This is a genomic window from Qipengyuania sp., assembly GCF_964227205.1.
Classification (GTDB): domain Bacteria; phylum Pseudomonadota; class Alphaproteobacteria; order Sphingomonadales; family Sphingomonadaceae; genus Qipengyuania.
Genome location: NZ_CAXQVB010000003.1, coordinates 522,954 through 542,627, shown reverse-complemented (window position 1 = coordinate 542,627; position 19,674 = coordinate 522,954). Strand labels below are relative to the sequence as shown.

The window sequence follows — 19,674 nt, the reverse complement described above, 5'->3', positions numbered from 1 at the left end:
GCGGACTCCCCTGGCGGCGGCTTGAGGCTGCGGCCAAGGTGAGCGGCGCCCCCAGGTCAGGCCATACGGAACCTCCCGTAAACCGTCGCCGGACGTGCGACCTCTGTCGGGAAAGCGGGGCCGGAAGCGATCGCCCTATGCGGCGGTCAGTCCCCTCCCGGCTCCGTCGCCCCGGCCAGCAGGTCGGCGAAATTGCGGGCGGCCTCACGTTCTTCCGCGGTTTCGAAAGCGATATCGAGATCGGGAGCGGCATCGAACAGGTGCAATAGCGCCCACAGTGCGAAGCGCTTGGCCGGATTCTTTTCGAGTCCCAGGTCGACCCGGCAATGCTCGATCCCGGCCGCAAGCGCGTCGGGGGAAATGGCGGTCATGTCGGCCGAAGCGAAATAGCGGCGCAGGAGATCGTCGAAATGCATGGCGCTCAAGATAGGCGGTCGCGCGGGTCCAGCAAGTCGGCGGTCACACTTTGGGGTGAGGCATGCAGGCGAGCTAGCGCCAGGCCGTATCGGCGGGAAGTCCGAGACGCAGCGCCGCGCGATAGGCGGGGGATTCGGGATCGACCTTGCGGTCGGCCATCTTCCCCAACAGCTTCACCAGCAGGCGCTCTCCCAGCGAAAGGTCCCACTCGCGGCCGAGTTCGAGTTTCTGGCGGACGATCGGCGGAAAGATACCGAAGATCCATGCCGGAAACTATGTCGCCCGGAGCGGTGTTATCAAGTCTGATAATCAGGCTAGCAGCCCCGCCATCAGCGTTTCGACCGTGTGCCGCTTGTAGCGCTCGTGCAGCGCATCGTCGGCGGCGGCGATGCCTCCGAACACGGCCGAGAGCGTGAAGCGGTTGGAATAGAGCCCGTCGGCAGCGCCAATGGTGTTGAAGTAGAACAGCTTGGGATCGACGCTGCGGAACTCGCCCGCCGCGATGCCTTCCTGGATGATCGAGTGTTGCGCCTGGGCGATCGGCTTGAGCAGCTCCTCGGCAATGTGGTGGACGCGCTCGGGCGAGGCGTCGCGGACCATCGCCTGGATCAGGCGGTTGAGATAGGGAATCCGGTAATAGGTATCGAGAATGCCCTCGAGATGGATGCGCATCTTCTCGGTAGGACTGGCCTCGAGCCGCAGCAGCGCGCGCAATTGCCGGATGCGCACCCCGACATCGCGATCGAGCAACGCGAGAAGCATGCCTTCCTTGCTGCCGAAATAATAGCGGATCATGCCGTGATTGACTTCGGCCCGCGCAGCGATGTCGAGAATACCGATATCCACCGTGTCGAGTTCGCGCATCAGCGAGCTGGCAGCTTCGAGCAGCGTATCGCGGATCGTGCCCTTTGCCACCTGGCGCGCGGCCGTGCTGGATTGTCCCGGCTTCATGCCCCCATCCTTGGGCATTTCGCCCGGGGAAGGCAATCGCCGGCCGCCAGTTACCAGCCGCGGCGTATCCTGTGACGTCTATCGGGTTGGCAGACGCAAAGGGCGGCCGGATCGCGATGACCCGGCCGCCCCGTTCGGCCGCAATGCGGCGCGATAGCTTACTCGACCGTGCTGTCGGCAGGCGGCTGCGACGTCTCGCCCGAGGCAGAACCTTCGGCCATTACCAGAGCATTGCCGCTGGCTGCGAGCGAGGCTGCCGGAACCGCGAACTTGCGGCCCTTGGCCTCGACCACGACCTGTTCGACGCGGCCGCGCGAATCGCTGACCAGCTGGCGAACCTTGCCCACCGGCACGCCCTGCGGCGAAAGCACCGGCATGCCCGGGCTGACCGCGAAGGCGCCGTCGCCCGTAGCGGCCCCACTGCCTGCGGCAGCCAGTACGCCATTGCCGAAGCCGGCCGAGCCTTCACCCGAAGCGGCGCCGCCGCCCTGGCCCGTGGCAGACAGGTTTCCGGCCTGCGCAGCAAGGCTGCCGGCGCGATCGCGCGCGGCGCCGACTGCGGGCGTCGCCAGATTGCGCACGGTGGAGACACCCTCGCGCGCCCGGCCCACGCCCTGGCCTGCAAGACCGCGTACCGCATCGGTGCCGACGAGCTGGGCATCGGCGCTGCCCGAGCCAGAGGCCTCGCCGCTGCCCGAAGCCGAACCCGAAGCCGAGCCCAGCGGGCTGCCGAGGACCTGGTCGGTCGTCGCGGCCACGCCGGTGTCGAGCGAGCGGTCGAGCGACACTTCGCCCGAACGACGATCGACCTTCTGGTTGCCACGCGTGCGGGCAGTGCCGCGCAGCGTGCCGCGCGTGGCCGAATTCAGGGTTCCGGTCGCGCTCTGGGTGATCGGACCGACGCCACCGGTCACCTGGCCGAGGCCCGTGCCCGAGAGGAGCTGGGCATGCGCCTGCGGCGCGGCGGTGATGGCAGTCATGGCTGCTGCTGCGAGAAGAAGCCTGTTCATCGAGAATTCCTTTCTTCCTGCAGGGCTCCGGGAGGGAGGTGAGCGCCTGCTTCGACAAGGAAAACGAACCGGCTGCGCGGGTTAATCCATGCAGGGACGAATTTTCTTACCGGCCGGTGCAGCTGCCGCAGAGGAGCCCACGGCCATAGACCGGGTCGGCGCCCTTCTTGCCGAGGTCCTCGGCTTCGCTGTCGAGCACGCGGCGCCAATCGCCACCCCGCTCGATCGCCCGCGCCAGCCGCGCCGCGACCAGCGGAGTCGCGAACGACGTTCCACGCAGGACGATACGCTTTCCCTTGGCGTTGAGCCCGTGGATGTCCGCGCCGGGCGCGGCATAGTCCAGATGCAGCGCCCGTCCCGCCTCGATCAGCGCGCGGCGCTTGCCGTCGACGGCGGTGACTGCAACCACGCCGTCATAGCTCGCCGGATAGGCGGGCGGCGCGGCAGGTCCGTCATTGCCGACCGCCGCGACCACCACCACGCCGCGCTTGCGCGCACCCGCTATGGCGCGTTCGAGGACCAGGTTTCGCGGTCCGACGAGACTGATCGTCACGACCTTGCTGCCCTGCCCGACCAGCCAGCCCAACCCGCGCGCGATAGCGAGTGCATTGCCGCCCGCGCTGTCGGTGCCATAGACATCGGCTACGCGGATCGGGCCGGCATGCTGCGAGGCGAGTAGCGAGGCCACCGCGCTGCCGTGATTGCTGGGATAGGGTGCCCCATCGGCGAAGCCGCGGGTGGCGGCAACGGTAACCGATCTGCCCGGCGCGCCGTCGATCATGCCCACCGGCGTGCGGCCTGCTCCGCCGGCGGCCGCCGCAAGGGCAAGCGGAACCGGGCCTGCATCGCCCGACTGGAAGTGGAGATTGTCCGGCGCGATCGTGACCGAGGGAAGAAGCCGCTCCAGTACACGTTCGGCCTCGCCGAGCTCCAGCGCCGCCGGCACCCGCAAGCGGCTGACACGCATCCCGAGGTCGGCCAACTCGACGGTCTCGAGCAGGACGAATCCCGCCGCCCCGGCCCTCGCCAGTGCATCCTCGCCCGCGTCCATCAGCAGCACTTCGCCCCACCGCGCAGGTTCGCCGCGCGCATCGAGCGCGATCGCGTCCCCGTGGCGGCGTACCAGCCGATCGATCATGCGCAGCCGGTCGCGGGCCAGGTCGCGCGCAATCCGGTCGGTACGGTCGAGCGTGTCGTCGACCAGCTCGCCGACTTGACCCAGCACACCGCCCACGCGCGGCAGCTGGACGCCCGGCAGGCCGACCTGCGCCGCCAGCGGCGCGGCGAGCGCGGCAAAAAGCGCGAAAAGCGGGGAAATTCTGGGCATCGGTTGCGTTCTTTGCTCCAATTCGCATTAAGCATGGATGAAACGGGTGGGGTCATCCGTTTAATCCACGGAAGGCAGAAACCGCTGAACCCATCGTTCGAGCAGGACTTGCTGGCAATGCTGCCCCGGCTGCGTCGTTTCGCAACCGGTCTTTGCGGCAATCCGGCCGACGGTGACGATCTCTGCCAGATGAGCATCGAGCGCGCGCTGGCCAATCGCGACAAGTGGCAGGATGGCACGCGGCTCGACAGTTGGATGTATCGGATCATGCGCAATCTCTGGATCGACGAAGGCCGGGCTACCACCCGCCGCCGCGAGACATTCGTGGCGGAGGAAGCGGGCCTGTCGGTCGGCGGCGATGGCGCGCAGGAATCGGCAGTCGAACTGTCGATGGTCGATCGCGCGATGCAGCAATTGCCCGAGGAGCAGCGCGAAGCGGTGCTGCTGGTGATGGTCGAAGGCTATGCCTACAAGGAGGCTGCCGAAATCGTCGGCTGCCCGGTGGGCACGCTCAATTCCCGGCTCGTGCGCGGGCGCGATGCGCTTCTCGAAATCCTCGGAGAAAAGGCATGACCCTCACCCGCGAAGACATCGCCGCCTTTGCCGACGGGCAGCTTTCGGGCGCCCGCGAAGCCGAGGTGGCGGCCGCGATCGCCGCCGATCCAAAGCTGCAGCGCCAGGTCGAGGCGCATCGCGCGCTCAAGAGCCGGCTTGCAGGGCATTTCGCACCGATCGCAGACGAGGCTGTGCCCGAAGCGCTTGCTGCCATGCTGGCGCCGAGGCCGGCCGAAGTGGTCGATCTGGCCACCGCCCGCGAGCGGCGCGAGGCGAAGCGTCGGTTGCCGCGCTGGAGCTGGGTCGTGGGGCCCGCCATCGCTGCCTCGCTGGCGCTGGCGGTGTTCCTGCCGCGCGGCGGTACGCCCGAGGGCTATGCCGACGCGCAGCTTGCCGCAGTGCTCGACAGCCAGCTGGTGGCGGAGCAGCCGGGCAATGCCGATACGCGCATCCTGCTCAGCTTCCGCGACCGCGAGGGCGCTTTCTGTCGGGCATTCAGTGCGACCCGAGGCAGCGGGATCGCCTGCCGCGATGCCGAGGGCTGGAAGCTCGAAGCAGTTGGCGAAGGGGCGCAGGCTACCGACACCGACTACCGCATGGCGGGCGCGGGCAATGCCGAGATTCTCGCCCGCGCGCAGCGGATGGCCGCCGGCCCCGCCCTCGATGCCGAAGCCGAAGCCCTTGCCCGCGACGCGGGCTGGCGCTGAACTCCCGACCGCACCCGGACTCGTAAAAAAAGAAGGACCGGCGCTGGGGCCGGTCCTTCGGGGATTGGCGATCGCCCTGGGGGGTAGGGACGCGAGCGATCGCCCGGGAGATAGTCTGCGGTCAGTCGAGCAGCTGGACCGTACCCTGCCGATAGCCGCGCTTCGCCATGTCGTGGATGTAATCCTCGCGCTCATGCTTGAGCTCGTGGGCATATTCCTCCCACGCGTCGCGCTGGTCCTCGAGGTCGCTCGCCCGGCGCAGGTCGCTCGATAGCTCCTTTTGCGCCTCGGCCACGTCGATCCGGTAGTCGAACCACAGATTGTTCTCGATACCGGCGATCGGCCGCGTCAGGATCAGGCGTTCCTCGGCGCGGGCCACCTGCTCTTCGTGCAACATGGGCACGGCAGCGCTCGCCGCACCGGCCAGGCCGAGGGCGATCAGCGGAAGCAGGGCTTTGGTCTTCATGTCGATTCTCCTTCATCGTGCAGGCGGTTCGAAGGCCTGCTCGATGGGGAAACGGCTCGAGCGCCCGGGTTAATCCATCGATGGAGAAATTTTTCGCGGCAGCCCGAAGGAAGGACTGCGCGCAGGCCCCAAGCCTGCCCGCCCCACGGGACTTCGATCGTTCCGAAGAGGATCTGAAAATGGTGCCCAGAAGAGGCATCACATTCGAACTTCTTTTCCGTTTAATTTCTGATGTTTAGATATTTCGGTCAAGCTGAAAAGCCCGCAAAAGGCCCGCAAAATCCCTCTAATGTATTGGTTCGATGCCTTTTTTAGGACTCGGAATTTCAATTTCAAACTTGACCGCGGAGTAGGTCGTTATCCGCTTTGCGCTCCAATCTCCGCTATTCTACGGGCTGCGCGCTCTGCCCGGAAGCAGTCATCCGTTCGGTTTACTTTAAATCATCGATATTCGTTCCAGCTTCTCTTCTTTTTGGCCGATAGTCTGGGAGGGGAGGATTTGATGTAATTCCCTCAACCTGAATATCTTCGATTTTTTCACTGAGAGGAGCAAGTTCGCGACTAAGCTCGCGAAGGTCCGTTTCACCTTCAACCAAAGAATCTTCGACCGCCGGAATGCCACTCCTTATCTGGGAAAGTTTGTTTTCAGCGTTCTGCACGCCCTCCCTGAATTGGCGAAGGCGTCGTTGCGCGATAGCAGAAGCGCTCCGCCCTGAGATCCGCCGATCTGCATCTCGAAGATTATTTCCCCATCCACCAACCCTGTGCCCTAAGTCTAACAATCTTCCTTTTGTTGAGGCCAATCGTTCGTCCCAACCTTCGGCGTCCGATGCGAGTGCGGCCGTCGTGACTCGAAGCCGGACAAGATCGGAGGTGATCACCCGTTGCTTTTCTGGCTCCAGTCCTTCGTTCAGAGCGCGAATGCTATTTGCCACGGTCTCTACAGTGGCGGTCGCATCCCTCCCCAATAGTCCGGTTTCGTCCGCGGCGGGAATGATCTTTTTTCCTGACTTGTCGGTGTAAATGCCCTGACGACCCCGTCGGCCCTCGAGCACGAGCGCAGCCTCTCCAGTTATCAGATCCGTGCTGATTGTCGCTTCAAGGCCGTGGACTTTCGCCGCAGAAGGATCGAGAGTCAGAACAACGACCACGTTTTCCGGTTCATTTTCCGCCAGACGGACCGATGTTACCTGTCCCACAGGGACTCCCGATAGTGTTACAGTCGATCCCGACTGAAGGCCTTCCACGGAGCGATCAAACTTGATCTGATATGTTTCCTGATTTGGTCTGGGATCGATTAGCCACATCGCGAAAGCGATGGTCGTAAGCATCAGAATGCCAACGATCCACGCCACTAGGGAGAAGTTTGCGTTAGTTTCCATCTAGCACGCCGCCAGCGGTTTGTTCGTCCGGCAGAGGGCCGGTGCAATGAAAGTTCGCGTCCCGCATGCTCCATTCGGTTGTCCGCTATAGAACATGACCGAGGTTCGTCCCCTGGCGCAATCGCCACGAGCGGGGCATCCGGGCGCGTCGAATGTGTTTTGGTTTTGAGATCGGCCTAGTCCCAACACGGGCGTGATGCCGCCCCGCCCGTGGCGACCGAATATTGCTATGACTTGCGCAAGCCGCGTCCGGTCACTCAAGCGCGAAGGCGTCATGTCTTCCAGGCCGCTGCTGGAGGATGTGATTTCAAGTCTCCTGGCGATGTCCGTCTGGTTCAGGGCAGGAGCTCTGATCAACTGCGCCAACACACGCCACTGCGTACGATTGAGGCTCAGCGGCTGTGCTCGGTCATCGAATGCCTTGCGCGCGGCGCGGCTGATCTGGTCCATCATGAAGATCGCTCGATCATCGTGGGTGATGACATTGTCGAGTGCGAGAGTGCCCTCATCTTCTGGCATGAGACATTCCTATCGATCGGAGAAAAATAGTAAAGGACTTTCGCATTTTGTTTTGGCCGCTATATCGCTCGCGCAGCGGCTCAAACGATGGCGAGGAGCGAAATAATCATGGCGGACGAGACAGCAGGGGCTAGCGATGAAGGCGCACGTCCGACGGGGTTGTCCAGTCCGCGGGTCCGGCTGGGTCTGCTGATCGCCGGCATTCTGGTCCTGCTCGCCGGGAGCTACTGGTATTACAATCATCAGACGTACGGCAGATTCCAGCAGTCCACCGACAACGCTTATATTGCCGCCGACAGCGTCATCATCTCCCCCAAAATTGCGGGCTACGTCGAGCGCGTATTAGTGACGGAGAATCAAACGGTCGCGTCGGGCGATGCGCTTGTCCAGCTGGACGTGCGAGATTATCGTGCCCAAACGAACCAGGTCGAAGCCCAGATCGCCGCGTCGCTCGCCGGAGCAGATACGGTACGCGCCCAGCAACAAGAGCAGGACGCGGCAATTGCCCAGGCCCGTGCACAGCTCGCAGCGGCATCTGCACAGGCTGGTCTCGCTGCTGAGCAGGTTGTCCGGTACCGCCCCCTTGCCGCTTCGGGAGCGGAGCCGCGCGAGAGGCTCGATCAGCTGGAGGCCCAGGCCAGAGAAGCGCAGGCTCAAGTCGCGGCAGCGCGCGCCGCGCTCACGGCGGCACAGCGCCGACAGAACACGCTTAGCGAGCAGATAGACCAGGCCAATTCGCAAGCCAACGCCGCTCGTGCGCAACTCGAGGCCGCCCGTCTGAACCTGTCATCGACCACGCTCCAGGCCAGTATTTCCGGGCGGGTGGGTGACCTCACGGTCCGACCTGGACAATTTGTCCAGCCTGGCCAACGCCTTATGAGCCTCGTACCGACCGACCGCCTCTACGTGACAGCAAATTTCAAGGAAACGCAGCTCGGACTTGTCCGCCCGGGGCAACCCGTCACCTTGGAAATCGACGCGCTGCCGGACCTCGAGCTATCAGGAAGAGTGCAGAGCATCGCGCCGGGTACCGGGGCAGAATTCTCAATCCTTCCGCCACAGAACGCGACGGGTAATTTCACCAAGATCGTTCAGCGCGTCCCGGTGCGCATATCCATTCAGGCTTCGCCCGAGATCCTGCGTCTGCTGGTGCCGGGCATGTCTGTTGTCGCGAGTGTCGATACGCGCGCCGCTAGAGACCAACTCGATTCGATCCGCAACGCGGCCGGAGACTGACCGATGGCAGGCGCCGCTGCAGCGGTTTCGCCGCCGGTCGAAAAGGCCGATGCTACGGCCTGGATCGCCGTAGCCGCCGGTGCGCTGGGGGCGATGCTGGCAACGCTTGACATCTCGATCGTCAATTCGGCGCTGCCGACGATCCAGGGGGAAATCGGCGCGACCGGAACCGAAGGCACCTGGATCGCGACAGCCTTCCTTGTTGCCGAGATCATCATCATCCCTCTGAGCGCGTGGCTGGAAAGACTGCTCGGCCTTCGCACGCTGCTCATCGTCGCGGTTTCTGCCTTCACGGCCTTTTCGGTGTTGTGCGGCATTGCCACCGATCTGACGACGATGATCATCGGTCGCACCGGTCAAGGGTTCATGGGCGGCGCGCTTATTCCAACCGCCATGACCATCGTCGCAAAGCGACTGCCTCCATCGCAACAGCCGATTGGCATGGCGCTCTTCGGAATGACCGTGGTTCTTGGGCCGGTAATGGGCCCGTTGGTGGGGGGCTGGCTTACCGAGAACCTGAGCTGGCACTACGCCTTCTTCGTCAACGTGCCCGTCTGCGCGTTGCTCCTTGCTTTACTATTCATCGGGCTACCCCATGAAAAGCCCGACTGGGTTTACCTGCGCGAGGCTGATTGGGCGGGAATAGCTGGTATGATCCTTGGGTTGGGTGGGCTGACCATCGTTCTGGAAGAAGGCCACCGTGAGGAGTGGTTCGATTCCACGCTGATCGTCCAGCTCACACTGATGACGGTCGTGGGTTTTGCACTTCTGACCTACGGACAGCTTTACGCGCGCAAACCCGTGCTCAAATTGCGCCTGATGCTCAGCAGGCAGTTTGCCAGCGTCGTGGTGATGGCACTGGCGCTTGGCATGGTCATGTATGGCTCGACCTACGTGATCCCGCAATTTCTCGCGATAATTTCCGATTATAATGCCTTGCAGACCGGACTTGTGATCTTCTGGATGGGCGTTCCGGCTTTCCTGTTGATGCCCGTTCTCCCGTTCATGATCCGCAGGATTCACATCCGCATTGCGGTCGGCGCGGGCATGTTCATCATGGCGCTAAGCTGTTTCGTCAGCATAAATCTGACAGCGGAATCGGGAGGTGGAGTGTTCACCGAAAGCCAGTTCCTGCGTGGCATCGGCATGATCCTCACGATGATGTTCCTCAACCAGGCGACGGTAGCTTCGGTTGCCAAGGAGGATGCCGGCGATGCTTCCGGGATCTTCAACGCGGCGCGAAACCTCGGGGGCTCGTTCGCGCTCGCGGGGCTTGCCTCGTTCCAGGATCAGCGCCTGTGGCATCATAGTCGACGCATGGAAGAAACCCTCAACGCCAACAGCCCCCGGCTACAGGAATACCTGGACGGCATGACGGCGTCGCTGGGCAGCCCACAGGCCGCGCTGGAGATGCTTTCCGGCATCATTCAGCGCGATGCGTTCGTGATGACCTACAACGATGTCTTTTTCGCCATGGGCGCGATTACCCTGGTCACGGTGCCGCTGGTACTGTTCCTCAAGCCTCTCCCGAAGAACTTATCCCTTTCGATGCACTGAGAACTCTATGCGCAAGACCCTAACCCTCCTCGCTCCCATGGCGCTCCTCGCGGGTTGCATGTCCGGTCCCGACTATGCCGGTCCCCCGCAACTTGCGACCGCCGCAGGCAATGCGTTCGTACGCGCCGGCCCCGAAATCGATCCGTTTGCGCCGATTGCCGGCGACTGGTGGACGCTGCTCGGCGATCCGGTTCTCAATGAACTGGAGGCGCGCGCGCTGGTCGGCAATCCGGGCGTGGCCGCGGCGCGCGCTCGCATCGAACAGGCAAGGGCTTCTCTCCGCCAGGAGCGCGCCAACCGGCTACCCGCCGTGGCTGCGCAGGCGACTGCGGTCCAGGCGAATATCCCAGGGCTAGATATCGGCAGCGGCCCGCCCCCGGGATCGCCCGGCGCTCCTGCAGACACCGAAGAGCAGGACAGCCTCAGCGTCTACAACGTCGGGCTCAATGCAAACTGGGAGATCGATTTCGCTGGGGGGCAGGCACGGCGTGTCGAGGCCATTAACGCTCAGGCTGCGGCCTCGGTGGCGAACGCCGAGGATGCGAAAGTCCAGCTCGCCGCCGAAATCGCGCGGGCGTATGTGAGCCTGCGAGAAGCGCAAGGGCGGCTCGAGCTTGTCCAGCGAGAGCGCGACTTACAGCAGCAAATTCTCGAATTGACCTATCAGCGCTATACACAGGGCGCTCTCGCGCTGTTCCCGGTCGGTAACGCGAACGCCGAGCTCGAACTGCTCAAGTCGCAGATCGCGGAAGCTCAAGCGGACATCGATGTATTCAAAGACACGCTCGCGGTGCTGACGGGCGAAGCGCCCGGCGCACTCGACGGGCTCCTGGCGGCTCAGGCCGAAATTCCGCTTCCCCCCGAACGGGTCGCGGTGGGCGATCCCGCAGCGCTAATAGCGCGGCGGCCGGATGTTCGAGCCGCCGAACGCATGCTGGCCGCGGCGAATGCGCGCATTGGCGTGGCAGAGGCTGCTCGCTTCCCCAAGATTTCCTTCATGGGGATTCTCGGTTTGGGCGGATCGGAGCCCGACGACATCCTGGACCCGGGCAACTTATCGGCAATCGCTTTGCCGCGGCTGCAGTGGAACCTGCTTGATTCCGGCCGCACGGCAGCATCGATCGATCAGGCCGAGAGTGCGCGCGACGAGGCCGAAGCGCGCTATCTTGAAGTGGTCCTGGGCGCACTACGCGACGCCGAACAATCGCTTGCTCGGTTCGGGCAACAAAGAGCCAACGTAGCCGCGCTGGCGCAGATCAGTCGGCAGGCCGACACGGCTGCGGAGCTTAACGAGCAACGCCGCGCCGCGGGGGTAATCTCGCAAGGCGAACTCGACACTTCGATCCGCAAGCGCGAACAGGCCAGAGCAAATCTCGATCGGGCGATCGCCGCCATGACAAATGGCTGGATCGCGATCCAGAAGTCGCTTGGGTTGGGATGGGTCGAATTGTCTCGCGACAATCGCACGTCGGTTGAGCCAGCTCCGGTCGATCGAAAATCAGTTATGAAACCTGAACAGAGTTAGGATAAGTTTTCTCAGAAGTCTGCCCCGCAGCCCCTTCCAACTTTTCCTAACGCGTCAGCACCTCGTGCACTGCGACCCAATCTTGGATCATAGGGGTCAGCATGTTTCCGCCTTTCGCAGAGTGCGTTTGCCAGTATCACCATCGGATATCCCGATTGCACTATTCGGTGACTCTTCATTGTCGTTTCTATGTAAGGCCTTAAGCTTTCCGCGAGCATCTCGTAGCGACATCAACGAGCGATCGTACAGGCATTTCGAGTGCAGCTCGCATTTGGCCGGTTCGATGACCGCCTCGTCGGTAGGCTTACGAGGCGGTCATCGAGCATTACGCCGCTCTGGAAAAGCTATAAAGTCATGGGTCGAAATACGAACTAGCTGGCACTGTCCTTTCGGGTCGTTGGGAGGACCACCGATCTCCCCGCCAACACGATCTGGACCTGTTAGAAACTGAACCCCAAAGCAACACCATATCTACGAGGATCCAAAGTGTAGATATTGGTAAAATTCCCCGAGGATGCGTCGGTCAAGTACAATCCTGTCACCGAGCTGCTGTCGAAAATGTTCTGAACAAATCCGCGCACGAACCAACGCTCATCCGCACTGTTCAACTGCACGATCGCGTTGGCTTGCACGAATGGCTCGATCCGGTTGACCCTGCCGTTAAAGATATTGCCGTATTGCTCACCAGTCAGCGCTACGTCCACGCGAGGAACCAGAGTCATGCCATTGTCGAAAGTGGCGGTGTACTGCACACCCATCGAAACCTTCATTTCGGGGGCCTGCGGCAACTTGTTCCCTTTTATGTTGACCTCTACGCCAGGGCTTAATACCGCAAGGCCGCTGCCCGCCGGAACGGCTCCGGCCAAGACATCGCAAATGCTGAATGCGCCGCTTGACGCAAGATTGCCGTCATTAGGAAATTCTTCGGGACCACGAAGACCCAGAGCTGCGTTCACTCCGGCGACGAATGCGTCGGCCACGCCGGGGGCTGGCCCGGTTACGGCACAATTAGCACCGTTGCTGATATCCTTGATGATGACGGCATCAGGATCGCCGCCACCCGGGTCGCGCGGATTGGAGAAGAACTGGTCGCCGGCAACTTCCGCGTTGAGATAACTGAACGTCAAGTTGACAAGCCAATCGGGATCGGGCCGGATAACGGACTCTAGTTCCACACCCCAGATATCGGCATCGATAGTATCATTAACTGAGGTACGGGCGACGATGCGGCTAAGCTGCAACCCGCTATACTTATAGTAGAATGCAGTAGCGTTTAATTGCAGTGCGCCATTCGCAAAGGTATTTTTCGATCCGATTTCAAATGCGTCGATGGTTTCTGATCCGAAGCTTTCAGCCACATCGAAAACGGGCGAAAGGGGCGGGTTGATACCCCCGGATTTATAGCCCCTGGCATAAGATGCGTAAATCGAATTGTCAGGCGTAACTTCGTAGTCGAGCACCGCACGCCCGGTTATTTCATCGAAACCTACTTCTCTAAATTGCGTCAGCTGCTCACCTGGCGTACCAGGATCGGCATCAAAAAGACCAGAGGGACCGGTTAAGGGAGTGATCGGGCTGTCGAACGGCTCCCCGTCATTCGCGTAAGGATTGAGGAAGCTAATCAAGGTCGTGCGCGCAGTCACGTCTTTCTTGTCGTCGTTATACCGCAAACCTCCGGTGAAGGTCAGACGCTCGGTCAGGTCGACGTAGATCTCCCCGAACACACCGAAGCTCTCAAGATTAGCCTCGAGAGAATTGTTGCGGTACATGGATGTTGCGAAGTAGGATGGCGGTGCACCGCCTGCCAAAGTACCAAACGATCCCAGAATGGCACTGGCGTAGTCAAGCGCGAATGAGTTTACATAGTAACTGTTGTCGGTAGTCTTGGACTTTGCATAGATCCCTCCGAGCAGGAAATTGAATGCTCCGTCGAAATCACTGGAAAGGAGGATTTCGCCGCTCCAGGATTCGCGTTGCTCTGAAGACCTGTCGAAGGATAGCGGCGTTTCGCCGCACAATACATTACCTTCGAACGCGCCCCTGTTCCCATCATCGTTATCGGAGGTGCACAATAAGCCCCCTGGGCCATTGGGGATGAGAGCCTCCACAATCGGGGTAAAATACGCCGACGAACCTGGCACGAACGCCGGTGCAGGTGCGGGGAGGCCGGTAGGCAAACCGTTGGCCGCGAAGCCGGACAACACGTTCAAGGCCGTAGCAAAGCCGGTACGATCCTGAATGCCCAGAAAGTAGTCCTGCCGGGAATCGACTTCGGTGTCCTGATAAAGACCGGTTGCAGTCAGTGTCATAGCTCCGATGCGCTGCTCGAGACGGGCCTGTAGCTGCACTTCATCGGCAAAATAGAATGGAGTATACGCCGTGTTTACCGTGCGCACATCGTCGGGCTTATCGAATCCTGCAAATGCATCGGGGCCGTACAGGCTTCCCAATCCCAGTACTGAGGGAATTCCCTGAATAGCGAAGAACTCTTGCGAACTGAGCGTTGCGCCGACTGTGGAATTGGCATTGGTGATGTCAAAGTCGCGGCGATTGTTCAGACAACCCAGCACGCCGAGCGGGTCACGCTGGCAGGCCTGCTTTTGATTACGTAAACGGGTGTCATCTTCCCTGAAATAATATGCCATGAAGTCGAGAGTGGTATCGGCACCGGGTTCAAAACGAAGAGAACCACGAACAGCGTACATGTCTCGGTCGTCGACATCCGAATTGTCGAAAAGGTTTGTGGTGTAACCGTCGCGATTCAGAAAGAATCCGGCTACCCGAACGCCGATAGAATCGCCGATCGGGACATTGACCATCCCTTCGGCCTTGATGCTGTTGTAATTCCCATACTCGAACTCTCCGGCCGCGCCGAAAGAACCGAGGTCAGGCTTGGCTGTCACAAGGTTGACAACACCCGAGGTAGCGTTGCGGCCGAAGAGGGTGCCCTGCGGCCCCCGTAGGACCTCAATTCGCTCAAGGTCAAAATATTCTGTTTCGAACAGCCGGGTACCAAAAAGAGGGGAACCATTGATATGGATAGCCGTCGCTGCGTCACACGTCACACCAACACAAAGATCGCCGATACCACGGATGGTGAAGGACGACCCGGTGAAGTTGCCCTTCGAAAATGAGACGTTCGGGAGCGTCAATTGAAGGTCAGCAGCGTTCTCGATCTGCTGGCTTTCGAGAGCCGTAGCATCGAAGGCACTGACCGCGATCGGCACCTCTTGCAGACTTTGAGATTGGCGTTGGGCCGTCACGATGATTACGGATCCTTGGGGTTCCGCCTCATCAGTTGTGGAATCCTGCGCTAAAGCCATCTGCGGCCAAGCCAAGATGGCCGAAGTGGCGAGCACCATCGCTCTCAGTGTCATATAGCATCCCTTCCCATCTCTTCAGTGCGACGATAATTGGCTCCGCCGCTTACTGCAAAATGGGGCGACCTCGAGGGTCGCCCCTTAGTCTGTGGAGAGGAGAGGGAGAGAATTAGCCCAATCCCCGTCCATGGGCATATACATCCGCGTGATATTAGTAAAGCGCCTTATCTTTTGACCCCATGGGCCACGATCCAGATCGCACGCGGAGTGAACGTTTGCTAAAGATCAGCAATGGTTGGCGTGCTAAGCGAGTTGCTCCCGATAAAGCTTTTGCCCCAGCTGGCATCGAGACCAACGAAGCGTTCGCCGTGCCGACGGCGACAATAGTTCGGATATAGTACAAGATGAATATGGACGCCCTTTGCCCCCATCTCGCTGGCCTCTGACCAGGAACCAGCCTCTTAGTATGGGGGATCTCAGAGGCTCCAAAAGGCCAGTACCGCCCGTAGCGCAGCGACGAACGCGAGCGGCTGATCCAGCATGAGATGATGGCGTGCATCGGGCACTGCAACAATTGGTATCTTTCCCCCTCCCAGTTCCCGGATATAGCGGGCGGAATCGCGATCAAAGAGCTGACTTTTCTCGCCGTACACAATCGCTTTGCGCCCGGGCGCATCGACCAGCCTCTGGCCTACTGTCAGCCATTCGTCGGGCTTGTTGCTGCGCCGGAACACTTCGGGAGAAAACTTCCATGTCCACTCCTCGCCATCGCGGCGGAGAGAGTGATAGGCCATGTAATCCATCAGGAACGGCTCACCAACTGCCTGCGGCGGCGACAGGATATACCTCTCGCGCGCCGCTTCGTAGGTGGGGTAGCGTCGCACCGGTTTGTCAGGATTACCCGACCCGGGGCTCGATCTGCCCATGGTCCAGTATTTCTCCAGCTTTTCGGGCCGCATCACCATGAGATCGCAGACAATAACGCCGGCGAAGGCATCCGGCGATTGGGAAACGGCGGTCAGCGCTGCACCCGAGCCGAAACTATGGGCGATGATCGTCGGTCTGCTTCCATCTGCAAACAAATCGAGCGCTTCGCTGATCTCGACAAATTCCTTTCCCCGCGCAGCTATATCGGCCACGCCGCGCATCTCGCTATCGCCCATACCGGCCAGATCGAACGCCACCACGTCGTAGTCTTCGGCAAGGTACGGTGCGATGAAGGCAAAGCAGCGGGCATGGGCGAGAAAACCGTGAGTCATGAGCAATTTGGGCCGGTCACGCCTGCCCCAGCGAAGATAATGCACCCGCGCGCCACCAACCTCTACGAAGCCTTCCTCACGGGGCACGCTCAGCGCCCAGGCGAACCATTCGGGTATATCCGCCCCGTCGCCGGCCCATACGGGATCAATATCTGTTGACCCGTCGTGGATTGGTTTCATTTCATTCATTTCGGCGCAGTCTCCATACCGGATAGTGTATTCCTGATAAAACCACGATAATCGTGCCGTGCGACATCGTGGCATAGATCGGCGTAACCAGATACGCTGGGGAAATTGATCAGTTGTCGGGGTTTGCCGGGAATATTGGCGCCCATGTACCACGATTCAGCCTTGGGGAAGAGCGTCATCGACCCTACTTGGGCGACCATATCGGTCCAGCTTCGCTGGGCCAGCGCATCGGCTTCGAAAAGGCCGATCCTGTTATCGCGCAGCCAGATCAGGAAATCGCAGATCCAGTCACCCTGGATTTCGGCGCTTGTCGGACCGTTGGAAAAGCCTGAAGGGCTGAGCGGTCCGTAGGCGAACAGCATGTTCGGAAATTGGGCGACAGCCATGCCCAGATAGGCTTTGATCTCACTCTTCCATGCTTCTGCCAGCGCCAGCCTTCCGCGGCCGGTGATGTTCATGTCGATGAGCCCGCCACGACCGGCATCGAAGCCGGTCGCGAAGACAATGAGATCGCACGGGATCATGCCAGTGGCTGTTTCTATCCCGGCCTCGGTGACGCGAGTGATCGCGGTGTCGTTCAGATCGACCAGCGTCACATTGTCTTGTGCGAAGATCTCGTAATAATTCTGTTCGAGCGATGGTCGCTTGGTCCCGAAGGGATGTGGCGGCTCATCGGGAGCGAGCTTCTCGGCAATGGTCGGGTCGCAGATCCGCTCGCGCACCTTGTCACGCCAGAACTCGTAGGCGTGGCGATTGGCGTCCTCGTTCGTCAGTATGTCAGCGAAATTATGATACCAGAAGCGCAACCCTCCTCGCTGCCACAAATCCTCGAAATGCGTAGTCCGCTCTTCCTCGGTCACAGCCAGGGCCGAAATGTCCAGCGATTGGCATTCGAAACCGCCACTTGTCGTAAGCCTTTTCTGGAAGACAGCGGGATATTCGGATTTTTCGCGAAGCTGACGATCTGCGTCCAGTTTTTCCTGCCGCATGGGAAGGGCGAGAATCGGGGTTCGCTGAAAAAGCGTCAGCTGCTCCGCGCAGCTTGCCGCCTCCTGCGCCACCTGTACGCCGCTGGCACCCGTGCCGATCAGGGCGATCCGGCGGCCGGAAAGGTCGATGCCTTCCTGCGGCCAGCGGGCGGTATGGCACCATTCGCCTTCGAAATCGCTAAGGCCCGGGATATCGGGAATGTAGGGTTTCGAGGCGAACCCCAGGGCCGGCAAGAGGAAACGCGCGCTTACTTTTCCGCCATCGTCGAGCTTCAATCGCCAGCAGGCGGTGTCTTCATCGAACGGCGCGCTTTCGACCCGTGTTTTCATTCGCATTGCCGGCCAGAGGTCGAGCGTATCGCAGACGTGGAGGAAATAGGCGCGCAGTTCTTCCCAGCCTGGAAATCGTTCGCTCCACGTCCAGCTTTTCCATACTTCCGCAATGGAAAATTCGTAAAGTGGAACCTGGGAATCGACCCGTGCTCCCGGATAGCGGTTCCAGTACCAGATTCCGCCCGGCTGCTCCGCTGCGTCTACCAGCAGAACATCGAACCCCGCCTGACGCAGCTTGTATAGCAGGTATATTCCGCTGAACCCGGCCCCGACGATTACGACATCATAGTCAGGAAGGGGCGAATGGCTCACGAGGCCCCGGCACCCGCTTTCGCGATGTCTTTGGCCGTAGTATAATCCGCCTTGCCGTTTGACGCGCGCAAGGCGGTTTGCGTTGGGCAAATCGCCTTGGGCGTTTTGTAACCTGCCAGTTGCTGGCGCACGTGATCCTTGATCGCTTGCGCGTCGAAGTCCGCATCCTGGGTCAAATGCACCACAGCGGTCACCGCTTCGCCCCATTTTTCGTCAGGCACCCCGACGACAAGCGCGTCGGCAATGGCGGGATGGGTTTTGAGCACTTCCTCCACCTCCTCGGGGTAAACCTTTTCACCTGCGGTGTTGATGCAGACGCTGCCGCGGCCCAGCAAGGTCAGGCTTCCATCGGATTCCACCCGGCACCAGTCGCCCGGGATGGAGTAACGCACGCCATCGATCGTCCTGAAAGTCTTGGCCGACTTTTCCGGGTCCTTGTAGTATCCTGTGGGGATTGCGCCCTTGCGGGCAATAAAGCCGGGCACGCCGCTCCCCGCCTCGACCTTCCGGTCGTTCTCGTCGAATACGTCGCAAAATTCCCCGATCCCGAATTTCGCGGTGTTGGTGCCGCCCTGTGCGGTCGTCACCGACAAGCCGTAGCCCAGCCCTTCCGAAGCGCCAAAACTGTCCATGAGGATGACCTGGGGGATATGTTTGCACAGGCCCGCCTTTACCTGTTTACTCCACATGACGCCGGACGAGATGATCGAAATCAGGCTGCTCGTGTCCCAGCGCTTCGGGTGGGCGTCCAGCGCCTGCAGCATGGGTTTGGCAAAAGCGTCACCGACAATGGCGATGCTCTGCACCTTGTGCTGGTCCACTGCATCCCACAATTCTTCGGCGTCGAAGGATGGATCGGACAGCGTGACGATGGCCCCGCCCGACATGAGCGTGCCGATAGCAGTAATGAACCCGGTTCCATGCATCAGCGGGCACGCCGGCAAAGTGATGCGCGCAAGCTCGCCCTGCTTCACCAGGGCCACCATTTCCTCCATGGTCTGGGGAACCGGACCCAGCAGCTTTTGCGCGTCGAGCTGAGCCTTGCGCATATCATCGTGTCGCCACATCACGCCCTTGGGCATGCCGGTGGTACCGCCTGTATATATGAACAGCAGGTCATCGGGGGAACGCTCGATATCGAGAGGCGCGCCGTTACCTTCTACAAGTTTTTCGTAAGGAAGCGCGAAGGAAGCGATCTGCGAAGCATCGCCGATTTCTACAAATGTATGAACCTTGGTCAACCGTTCCTTCAGTTCAAGAATGCAGTCGCGGAACTCGGAACTGTAAACAATTACCTCGCTATCGGAATCGTCGAAGATGTAGAAAACCTCCTCGGGACGGTAACGATAATTGATGTTCACGTGCGTGAGGCGGCCCTTGAAGCACGCGGCCATCAATTCCCCGTATTCGGGACGGTTGCGCATGTAGAAGGCTATCTTCGCCCCGTCGCCTGCACCTTGCGCGCGCAGATTGCGCGCCAAATTGTTCGAACGCTTCGACATTTCGGGCCAGCTAATGATCCGGTCGCCGTGAATCAGCGCCGGAGCATCTTCTGGGACCGCAGGCTCGATTGCATCAAGGATGTCGCCAAGGTTCCAGTCGATCACGTATTAATTCCTC

General features: G+C 60.8%; 16 protein-coding genes. 5 read left to right on the top strand and 11 right to left on the bottom strand.

The annotated features are described in order from the left end of the window. Nucleotides 1–146: 146 nt before the first annotated feature. The 4 genes from ACEQZ0_RS10195 to ACEQZ0_RS10180 all read right to left on the bottom strand — a co-directional run bounded on the left by ACEQZ0_RS10195 (nt 147) and on the right by ACEQZ0_RS10180 (nt 3,705). Nucleotides 147–416 carry a hypothetical protein gene (locus ACEQZ0_RS10195; protein ID WP_370190667.1) on the bottom strand — a complete coding sequence of 90 codons (270 nt, stop codon included), beginning with the start codon at nt 414–416 and terminating at the stop codon, nt 147–149. A 310-nt stretch (nt 417–726) separates the two neighbouring features. Beyond that, nucleotides 727–1,368 (bottom strand): TetR family transcriptional regulator, encoded by a 642-nt coding sequence (locus tag ACEQZ0_RS10190; protein ID WP_370190666.1) that lies wholly within the window; start codon nt 1,366–1,368, stop codon nt 727–729. A 158-nt stretch (nt 1,369–1,526) separates the two neighbouring features. Beyond that, nucleotides 1,527–2,378, bottom strand: a complete 852-nt coding sequence (locus tag ACEQZ0_RS10185; protein ID WP_370190665.1) for a hypothetical protein — start codon at nt 2,376–2,378, stop codon at nt 1,527–1,529. Nucleotides 2,379–2,484: 106 nt separating this feature from the next. Further along, nucleotides 2,485–3,705: a S8 family serine peptidase gene (locus ACEQZ0_RS10180; protein WP_370190664.1), complete on the bottom strand. Its 1,221-nt coding sequence runs from the start codon at nt 3,703–3,705 to the stop codon at nt 2,485–2,487. A 33-nt stretch (nt 3,706–3,738) separates the two neighbouring features. On the opposite strand from ACEQZ0_RS10180, the gene ACEQZ0_RS10175 reads away from it, so the two are divergent. After that, complete coding sequence (locus ACEQZ0_RS10175) at nt 3,739–4,278, top strand: RNA polymerase sigma factor (RefSeq protein ID WP_370190663.1); 540 nt, start codon at nt 3,739–3,741, stop codon at nt 4,276–4,278. Further along, nucleotides 4,275–4,967, top strand: coding sequence for a hypothetical protein (locus ACEQZ0_RS10170; RefSeq protein WP_370190662.1), 693 nt, complete (start codon nt 4,275–4,277; stop codon nt 4,965–4,967). Before ACEQZ0_RS10175 ends, ACEQZ0_RS10170 begins: the two co-directional genes overlap by 4 nt. Nucleotides 4,968–5,088: 121 nt before the next feature. Here the strand turns inward: ACEQZ0_RS10170 and ACEQZ0_RS10165 are convergent, their stop codons facing one another. The 3 genes from ACEQZ0_RS10165 to ACEQZ0_RS10155 all read right to left on the bottom strand — a co-directional run bounded on the left by ACEQZ0_RS10165 (nt 5,089) and on the right by ACEQZ0_RS10155 (nt 7,265). Continuing rightward, a complete protein-coding gene (locus tag ACEQZ0_RS10165) occupies nt 5,089–5,433 on the bottom strand; it encodes a hypothetical protein (RefSeq protein WP_370190661.1) in 345 nt (114 codons plus the stop codon). Between the two features lie 431 nt (nt 5,434–5,864). Further along, complete coding sequence (locus tag ACEQZ0_RS10160) at nt 5,865–6,764, bottom strand: MlaD family protein (protein WP_228135201.1); 900 nt, start codon at nt 6,762–6,764, stop codon at nt 5,865–5,867. Between the two features lie 51 nt (nt 6,765–6,815). After that, nucleotides 6,816–7,265, bottom strand: a complete 450-nt coding sequence (locus ACEQZ0_RS10155) for a MarR family transcriptional regulator (protein WP_224802040.1) — start codon at nt 7,263–7,265, stop codon at nt 6,816–6,818. A gap of 177 nt (nt 7,266–7,442) precedes the next feature. On the opposite strand from ACEQZ0_RS10155, the gene ACEQZ0_RS10150 reads away from it, so the two are divergent. Genes ACEQZ0_RS10150 through ACEQZ0_RS10140 form a run of 3 tightly spaced genes read left to right on the top strand, consistent with a single transcriptional unit; the run spans nt 7,443 to nt 11,652 of the window. Further along, nucleotides 7,443–8,570 carry an HlyD family secretion protein gene (locus tag ACEQZ0_RS10150; protein WP_050599652.1) on the top strand — a complete coding sequence of 376 codons (1,128 nt, stop codon included), beginning with the start codon at nt 7,443–7,445 and terminating at the stop codon, nt 8,568–8,570. 3 nt (nt 8,571–8,573) lie between these two features. Continuing rightward, complete coding sequence (locus tag ACEQZ0_RS10145) at nt 8,574–10,127, top strand: DHA2 family efflux MFS transporter permease subunit (RefSeq protein ID WP_050599572.1); 1,554 nt, start codon at nt 8,574–8,576, stop codon at nt 10,125–10,127. 37 nt (nt 10,128–10,164) lie between these two features. Next, a complete protein-coding gene (locus ACEQZ0_RS10140) occupies nt 10,165–11,652 on the top strand; it encodes an efflux transporter outer membrane subunit (protein WP_050599651.1) in 1,488 nt (495 codons plus the stop codon). Between the two features lie 440 nt (nt 11,653–12,092). On the opposite strand, the gene ACEQZ0_RS10135 is transcribed toward ACEQZ0_RS10140, so the two are convergent. From ACEQZ0_RS10135 to ACEQZ0_RS10120, 4 genes are all read right to left on the bottom strand, one after another. Further along, nucleotides 12,093–15,029 carry a TonB-dependent receptor gene (locus tag ACEQZ0_RS10135; RefSeq protein ID WP_050599571.1) on the bottom strand — a complete coding sequence of 979 codons (2,937 nt, stop codon included), beginning with the start codon at nt 15,027–15,029 and terminating at the stop codon, nt 12,093–12,095. Nucleotides 15,030–15,448: 419 nt separating this feature from the next. Beyond that, nucleotides 15,449–16,420: an alpha/beta fold hydrolase gene (locus ACEQZ0_RS10130; RefSeq protein ID WP_050599570.1), complete on the bottom strand. Its 972-nt coding sequence runs from the start codon at nt 16,418–16,420 to the stop codon at nt 15,449–15,451. Continuing rightward, nucleotides 16,417–18,054: an NAD(P)/FAD-dependent oxidoreductase gene (locus ACEQZ0_RS10125; protein ID WP_050599569.1), complete on the bottom strand. Its 1,638-nt coding sequence runs from the start codon at nt 18,052–18,054 to the stop codon at nt 16,417–16,419. Before ACEQZ0_RS10125 ends, ACEQZ0_RS10130 begins: the two co-directional genes overlap by 4 nt. Next, a complete protein-coding gene (locus tag ACEQZ0_RS10120) occupies nt 18,051–19,661 on the bottom strand; it encodes an acyl-CoA synthetase (RefSeq protein ID WP_050599568.1) in 1,611 nt (536 codons plus the stop codon). Before ACEQZ0_RS10120 ends, ACEQZ0_RS10125 begins: the two co-directional genes overlap by 4 nt. Between the last annotated feature and the right edge of the window lie 13 nt (nt 19,662–19,674).

Bases quoted from the DNA above. Each gene is read 5' to 3' on its own strand.
- ACEQZ0_RS10195 (WP_370190667.1), bottom strand. From the start codon at position 416: ATGCATTTCGACGATCTCCTGCGCCGCTATTTCGCTTCGGCCGACATG.
- ACEQZ0_RS10190 (WP_370190666.1), bottom strand. From the start codon at position 1,368: ATGAAGCCGGGACAATCCAGCACGGCCGCGCGCCAGGTGGCAAAGGGC.
- ACEQZ0_RS10185 (WP_370190665.1), bottom strand. From the start codon at position 2,378: ATGAACAGGCTTCTTCTCGCAGCAGCAGCCATGACTGCCATCACCGCC.
- ACEQZ0_RS10180 (WP_370190664.1), bottom strand. From the start codon at position 3,705: ATGCCCAGAATTTCCCCGCTTTTCGCGCTTTTTGCCGCGCTCGCCGCG.
- ACEQZ0_RS10175 (WP_370190663.1), top strand. From the start codon at position 3,739: ATGGATGAAACGGGTGGGGTCATCCGTTTAATCCACGGAAGGCAGAAA.
- ACEQZ0_RS10170 (WP_370190662.1), top strand. From the start codon at position 4,275: ATGACCCTCACCCGCGAAGACATCGCCGCCTTTGCCGACGGGCAGCTT.
- ACEQZ0_RS10165 (WP_370190661.1), bottom strand. From the start codon at position 5,433: ATGAAGACCAAAGCCCTGCTTCCGCTGATCGCCCTCGGCCTGGCCGGT.
- ACEQZ0_RS10160 (WP_228135201.1), bottom strand. From the start codon at position 6,764: ATGCTTACGACCATCGCTTTCGCGATGTGGCTAATCGATCCCAGACCA.
- ACEQZ0_RS10155 (WP_224802040.1), bottom strand. From the start codon at position 7,265: ATGGACCAGATCAGCCGCGCCGCGCGCAAGGCATTCGATGACCGAGCA.
- ACEQZ0_RS10150 (WP_050599652.1), top strand. From the start codon at position 7,443: ATGGCGGACGAGACAGCAGGGGCTAGCGATGAAGGCGCACGTCCGACG.
- ACEQZ0_RS10145 (WP_050599572.1), top strand. From the start codon at position 8,574: ATGGCAGGCGCCGCTGCAGCGGTTTCGCCGCCGGTCGAAAAGGCCGAT.
- ACEQZ0_RS10140 (WP_050599651.1), top strand. From the start codon at position 10,165: ATGGCGCTCCTCGCGGGTTGCATGTCCGGTCCCGACTATGCCGGTCCC.
- ACEQZ0_RS10135 (WP_050599571.1), bottom strand. From the start codon at position 15,029: ATGACACTGAGAGCGATGGTGCTCGCCACTTCGGCCATCTTGGCTTGG.
- ACEQZ0_RS10130 (WP_050599570.1), bottom strand. From the start codon at position 16,420: ATGAATGAAATGAAACCAATCCACGACGGGTCAACAGATATTGATCCC.